This window comes from Actinosynnema sp. (assembly GCF_052038725.1).
The window spans coordinates 1-5,198 of record NZ_JBQGCX010001245.1; the positions used below are offsets into that span (position 1 = coordinate 1).

At 70.4% G+C, this 5,198-nt stretch carries 5 protein-coding genes and 1 pseudogene; 1 reads left to right on the top strand and 5 read right to left on the bottom strand.

Translation table 11 applies throughout. From position 1 onward, the window contains the following. Positions 1-217: 217 nt before the first annotated feature. The 5 genes from ACTUAL_RS26240 to rpsB all read right to left on the bottom strand — a co-directional run bounded on the left by ACTUAL_RS26240 (position 218) and on the right by rpsB (position 4,406). Positions 218-1,063: a phosphatidate cytidylyltransferase gene (locus tag ACTUAL_RS26240; RefSeq protein ID WP_440902118.1), complete on the bottom strand. Its 846-nt coding sequence runs from the start codon at positions 1,061-1,063 to the stop codon at positions 218-220. Between the two features lie 87 nt (positions 1,064-1,150). Continuing rightward, positions 1,151-1,708, bottom strand: a complete 558-nt coding sequence (frr, locus tag ACTUAL_RS26245; protein WP_096496583.1) for a ribosome recycling factor — start codon at positions 1,706-1,708, stop codon at positions 1,151-1,153. A 45-nt stretch (positions 1,709-1,753) separates the two neighbouring features. Next, positions 1,754-2,464: a UMP kinase gene (pyrH, locus tag ACTUAL_RS26250; protein ID WP_049797202.1), complete on the bottom strand. Its 711-nt coding sequence runs from the start codon at positions 2,462-2,464 to the stop codon at positions 1,754-1,756. A 163-nt stretch (positions 2,465-2,627) separates the two neighbouring features. Then, positions 2,628-3,443 carry a translation elongation factor Ts gene (gene tsf, locus ACTUAL_RS26255; protein ID WP_096496584.1) on the bottom strand — a complete coding sequence of 272 codons (816 nt, stop codon included), beginning with the start codon at positions 3,441-3,443 and terminating at the stop codon, positions 2,628-2,630. An 81-nt stretch (positions 3,444-3,524) separates the two neighbouring features. After that, entirely contained in the window at positions 3,525-4,406 is an 882-nt protein-coding gene (rpsB, locus tag ACTUAL_RS26260) for a 30S ribosomal protein S2 (protein WP_440902119.1), read from the bottom strand. Positions 4,407-4,875: 469 nt separating this feature from the next. On the opposite strand from rpsB, the pseudogene ACTUAL_RS26265 reads away from it, so the two are divergent. Further along, positions 4,876-5,198: pseudogene (locus ACTUAL_RS26265) on the top strand (hypothetical protein); the annotation flags it as partial.

Consider the following 5,198-nt stretch of genomic DNA (forward strand, 5'->3'; position numbering starts at 1 on the left):
ACCCGTCCCGCGCGACCCCGCTCGCCGACGGCGACTACGGGGCCGAGGTGGACGACCCGTACGACGACTGAGAGGTCCCCTGAAAACGACCGGGGCCGGGGTGCGGTGCTCCCCGCGCTGCGCAGCAGTGCGAGACCACGAGTCGGTGCACCGTGGTCTCGCGCTGCCGCTCAGCCGGTTCTCCGCCCGTCCGCCCGGCCCGCGCTCGATCCGCCCGTCAGGGCACGAACAGCTGCAGCATCATCCAGCCCGCCACCGCCGAGGGCAGCAGCGAGTCCATGCGGTCCATCAGCCCGCCGTGGCCGGGCAGCAGGTCGCCCATGTCCTTGATCCCGAGGTCGCGCTTGATCAGCGACTCGATCAGGTCGCCGGTGGTGGCCGTGACCACGATGGCCGCGCCGAACAGCACGCCGTGCCACCACTGCCCGCCGAGCAGCGCGCCCACGGTCAGGACACCGCCCGCCATGCCCGCCACGAGCGACCCGGCGAAGCCCTCCCAGGACTTCTTCGGGCTGATCCTCGGCGCCATCGGGTGCTTGCCGAGGAACACGCCCGCGATGTAGCCGCCGGTGTCCGACAGCACCACGCCGAGCAGGAAGGCGAGCACCCGGAGGGCGCCGTCCTCCGGGAGCACCAGCATGACCGCGAACGAGGCGAACACCGCCACGTACACCACGGTGAACACCGAGGCGGTGACGTCGCGCAGGTAGCCGTCGGCGCCGTCCTTGAGCCGCCACAGCATGGTGACCAGCGCGGTGACGACGAAGGCGGCGAGCACGCCGTCGCGGCCGTAGGGCCACGCCAGCCACAGCACCGCCTGCCCGCCCGCGAGCACCGGGACGAGGGCGACGGTGATGCCCGCCCCGCGCTTCAGCGCTCCGGCGAGCTCGAAGGTCGAGACGGCGACGGCGACGGCGACCACGCCGATGAACAGGTGCCGGTCGGTGAACAGCGAGACGCCGATGACCGCCAGCAGGACGAGCGCCACGCCGATGGCGGAGCGCAGGTCGCGCCCCGCGCGCGACGCCTTGGGCGCCGGACCCTGCTCACCGCTGCCTGACACCCGTACCCCTGCCGTCACGACCCGTCACCGGCCCAGCGAACCACGATGCCGGCGACCCGGCCGGACGTGCTGATGCGCATCTAGCACCTACACCTCGAGGAGTTCGGCTTCCTTGTTCTTCATCGCCTCGTCGACCTGGGCGATGTAGCGGTGCGTGACGTTCTCCAGCTCCTTCTCGCCGCGCGCGCCGTCGTCCTCGCCGACCTCGCCGTCCTTGACCAGGCGGTCGAGCTCCTCCTTGGCCTTGCGGCGGATGTTGCGGATGGACACCTTGGCGTCCTCGCCCTTGCCCTTGGCGACCTTGACCATCTCGCGGCGGCGCTCCTCGGAGAGCTGCGGGAAGACCACGCGGATGACGGTGCCGTCGTTCGAGGGGTTGACGCCCAGGTCGGAGTCCCGGATCGCCTTCTCGATGGCGGTCATCGCGCCCTTGTCGAAGGGCTTGACCACGGCCATGCGCGGCTCGGGGACGGCGATGGAGGCCAGCTGGTTGATGGGCGTCATCGAGCCGTAGTACTCGGCGACGATGCGGGAGAACATCGCCGGGGTGGCGCGGCCGGTGCGGACGGTGGCGAGGTCCTCCTTGGAGACCGTCACCGCCTTCTCCATCTTCTCCTCGGCCTCGAGGAGGGTCTCGTCGATCACGTTGACTCCCTTGGTGTGCGCGGTTCGGCTCGAATCCCAGCAGGTCTAGGCGGACTGGCGGGCACCGGGGGTGCTCACCAACGTCCCGATCTTCTCACCGCGCACGGCGCGGGCGATGTTGCCCTCCGTGAGGAGGTTGAACACCATGATCGGGAGGTTGTTGTCCATGCACAGGCTGAAGGCGGTCGCGTCGGCGACGTTCAGGCCGCGCTCCAGGACCTCGCGGTGGGTGATGCTGTCGAACATGCGCGCGTCCGGGGTGGTCCTCGGGTCGGCGGTGTAGATGCCGTCCACGGCCTTGGCCATCAGGACGACCTCGCACCCGATCTCCAGCGCGCGCTGGGCGGCGGTGGTGTCGGTGGAGAAGTAGGGCATTCCGGCGCCGCCGCCGAAGATGACCACGCGACCCTTGTCGAGGTGGCGCATGGCGCGGCGCGGGATGTACGACTCGGCGACCTGGCCCATGGTGATGGCGGTCTGCACGCGGGTGTCGATGCCGTGCTCGCGCTCCAGGAAGTCCTGGAGGGCGAGGCAGTTCATGACCGTGCCGAGCATCCCCATGTAGTCGGCGCGGCTGCGGTCCATGCCGCGCTGCTGGAGCTCGGCGCCCCGGAAGAAGTTGCCGCCGCCGATGACGACCGCGACCTGGACCCCGGTCCGGACCACGGCGGCGATCTGGCGGGCGACGGTCTGCACGACGTCCGGGTCGACGCCGACCCCGCCGCCGCCGAACATCTCGCCGCCGAGCTTGAGCATCACCCGGTGGTAGCCGCCGGTCGGGGCTGCCTGGTCGAGCACTGCTGCCTGGTCGAGTGCCTGGTCGAGTTCTGCGCTCACGGGTCCTCCTCTGGACACGGCAAGGGCTTTGGACACGGCAAGGGCGGGGTTGCCGCGCGTCGCAACCCCGCCCTCACGCGAATCAGGCCTGGCCGACCTCGAACCGGGCGAAGCGGGTCACGGTGACCCCGGCCTCGTCCAGCACGGCCTTGACGGTCTTCTTGGACTCCGTCACGGAAGCCTGCTCCAGGAGCACGACGTCCTTGAAGAAGCCGTTGACGCGACCCTCGACGATCTTGGGCAGCGCCGCCTCGGGCTTGCCCTCCTCGCGGGAGGTCTTCTCGGCGATGTCGCGCTCGTTCGCCACGATCTCGGCCGGGACCTCGTCGCGGGTCAGGTAGCGGGGGCTCATCGCGGCGATCTGCATGCAGACGCCGCGGGCGGCCTCCTCGTTGTCGCCCGTGTACTCGACCACGACGCCCACGGCGGGCGGCAGGTCGGCGGAGCGGCGGTGCAGGTAGGTGGTCACGGCGCCGTCGAAGACGGCGACCTTGGCCAGCTCCAGCTTCTCGCCGATCTTGGCGGAGAACTCCTGGACCACGGCGTCGACGGTCTTGCCGTCGAGCTCGGTGGCCTTGAGCACCTCGACGTCGGCCGGGCGGGTCGCCTTGGCGACCGCGATGACCTTGGCGGCGAGCTCCTGGAAGTCGGAGTTCTTCGCGACGAAGTCGGTCTCGCAGCGCAGCTCGACCATCACGCCGCCCTCGGCCGCGACCAGGCCGTTGGCCGTGGTGCGCTCGGCGCGCTTGGCCACGTCCTTGGCGCCCTTGATGCGCAGGATCTCGATGGCCTTGTCGAAGTCGCCGTCGGTCTCTTCGAGTGCCTTCTTGCAGTCCATCATGCCTGCGGCGGTCAGCTCGCGGAGGCGCTTCACGTCAGCGGCGGTGTAGTTCGCCATCGTGCGATTTCCGTTCCTTCTGCGGGGGCTTTGCGCACGCGCCGCGCCCACCGGGTGAGGTGGGCGCGGCGTCGCGACGGGTCAGGACTGGACGGCCTCGGTGCCCTCGGCGGGCGCCTCGGCGGCGGGGGCCTCGGCGGGGGCGTCAGCGGCGGGGGTCTCGGCGGCGGCCGGGGCCTCCGCGTTGACCAGCAGCTCCTGCTCCCACTCGGCCAGCGGCTCGTCGGTGCCCGGCTCGGGCTTCTCCGCGCCACCGGCGTTGCCGGTGCGGACGCCGGAGCGCGACATGAGACCGGCGGCGGCGGCCTCGGCCACGACCTTGGTCAGCAGCGCGGCCGAGCGGATCGCGTCGTCGTTGCCCGGAATCGGGTAGTCGACCTCGTCCGGGTCGCAGTTGGTGTCGAGGATCGCGACGATCGGGATGTTCAGCTTGCGAGCCTCACCGACCGCGATGTGCTCCTTCTTGGTGTCCACGATCCAGACGGCGCTGGGCACCTTGGACATGTCGCGGATACCGCCGAGCGTGCGCTCCAGCTTGTCCTTCTCGCGGTTCATCATCAGGATTTCCTTCTTGGTGAAACCCTGGAAACCGCCGGTCTGCTCCATCGACTCCAGCTCCTTGAGCCGCTGGAGGCGCTTGTGCACCGTGGAGAAGTTGGTGAGCATGCCGCCCAGCCAGCGCTGGTTCACGAAGGGCATGCCGACGCGGAGCGCCTCGTTGGCGATGGCCTCCTGCGCCTGCTTCTTGGTGCCGATGAACAGGATCGACCCGCCGTGCGCGACCGTCTCGCGGACGAACTCGAACGCCCGGTCGATGTAGGTCAGCGTCTGCATCAGGTCGATGATGTAGATGCCGTTGCGCTCGGTGAAGATGTAGCGCTTCATCTTCGGGTTCCAGCGCCGGGTCTGGTGCCCGAAGTGAACGCCGCTGTCGAGCAGCTGCTTCATGGTGACGACGGCCATGACCGGTTCGCACCTCTTCATCTGGGCGCACCCCCTGGGGGCGCGCGGTCCGGTTGTCGCGGCACACCGTGGATGGCGCGCCGCCCTGGTGCTCCCGCCGGCGCCCGGACCCGTGCTGACGAAGCAGAACGGGACCGCCGGACACCGCGACTCGACTTGGGGATCGGATCAGCGGTAGCACGCGAAGTCGTCCCGTGCTCAGACGGGCCGCGGCAGAAGTGTACGCCCGAGCACTCCGGAACAACGAACCGACCCCGCAGGTTCTCCACAGCCCCCGGAGTTCTCCACAGCCGCCGGATCACCCCTGGTCACCAGCACACCCCCGGCGCAACGCTTGCCCCATGCCCCTCACCACCATCACCACCCTGCTCCTGCTCCTGCCCACCCTGGCGCTGCCGCCCTCGCCAACCGCGTTGCCACCGACGTTGTCGCCGCCCGCACTGCCGCAGCTCGCACTGCCACCGGCGCTGTGGCCACCCGCACTGCCACCGGCGTTGTCGCCACCCGCGCTGCCGCAACTCGCACTGCCACCAGCGTTGTCGCCGCCCGCGCCATCGCCAGCCGTGTCGCCACCGGCAGGGCCGCCGCCCGCGTTGCCGTTGGCGTTGCCACTGGCACGGCCGCCTGCACGGCTGCCGCCTGCCTCATCACCGATGGCGCCAACATCGGGCCCGCTGCCTGCCCCATCACCGATGCCGCCGACATCGGGCCCGCTGCCGCCGTTGCCACCAACGGGGCTGCTGCCGCCAGGGCTGACGCCGCCGGGACCACTACAGCCCACGTCATCCCCCA

Bases quoted from the DNA above. Each gene is read 5' to 3' on its own strand.
- rpsB (WP_440902119.1), bottom strand. From the start codon at position 4,406: ATGGCCGTCGTCACCATGAAGCAGCTGCTCGACAGCGGCGTTCACTTC.
- pyrH (WP_049797202.1), bottom strand. From the start codon at position 2,464: ATGCTCAAGCTCGGCGGCGAGATGTTCGGCGGCGGCGGGGTCGGCGTC.
- tsf (WP_096496584.1), bottom strand. From the start codon at position 3,443: ATGGCGAACTACACCGCCGCTGACGTGAAGCGCCTCCGCGAGCTGACC.